Genomic DNA, 355 nt, shown 5'->3' on the forward strand with positions numbered 1-355 from the left:
TGGTTGATCACTTTCGAAGGTTGTACCTTCTGGAATCTTCTTACCATTCTCTTCTGTTAATGGAATTTCAACCTTAGTTCCTGGTTTGCCATGGCCATCTTCATACTTCGGTGTGTAGATATCTTTATCTTGTTCACCTACTGTAACTGTTACTGGTACTTCTTCTGTTGATCCATCTGGATATCTTACTAGAACTTTACCTGTAATCTTATCTCCTGGTTTTGCTCCTTCTGGGATTGTTACAGTGACTTTTCCATCTTTATCTACTGTGATAACGTCTGGTTGATCGCTTTCGAAGGTTGTTCCTGATGGAATTTTCTTACCGTTCTCTTCTGTTAATGGTATTTCTACTTTA

Annotated in this window: 1 protein-coding gene; it reads right to left on the reverse strand. The window is 38.3% G+C overall.

Annotation, left to right across the window (positions count from 1 at the left end; genetic code table 11):
• Window positions 1-355: YPDG domain-containing protein (locus OCF96_RS09915; RefSeq protein WP_261447061.1), on the reverse strand; the 355-nt coding region annotated here is incomplete at both ends.

Source organism: Streptococcus mitis (assembly GCF_946190065.1).
In the GTDB taxonomy this organism is placed as follows: domain Bacteria; phylum Bacillota; class Bacilli; order Lactobacillales; family Streptococcaceae; genus Streptococcus; species Streptococcus mitis_DE.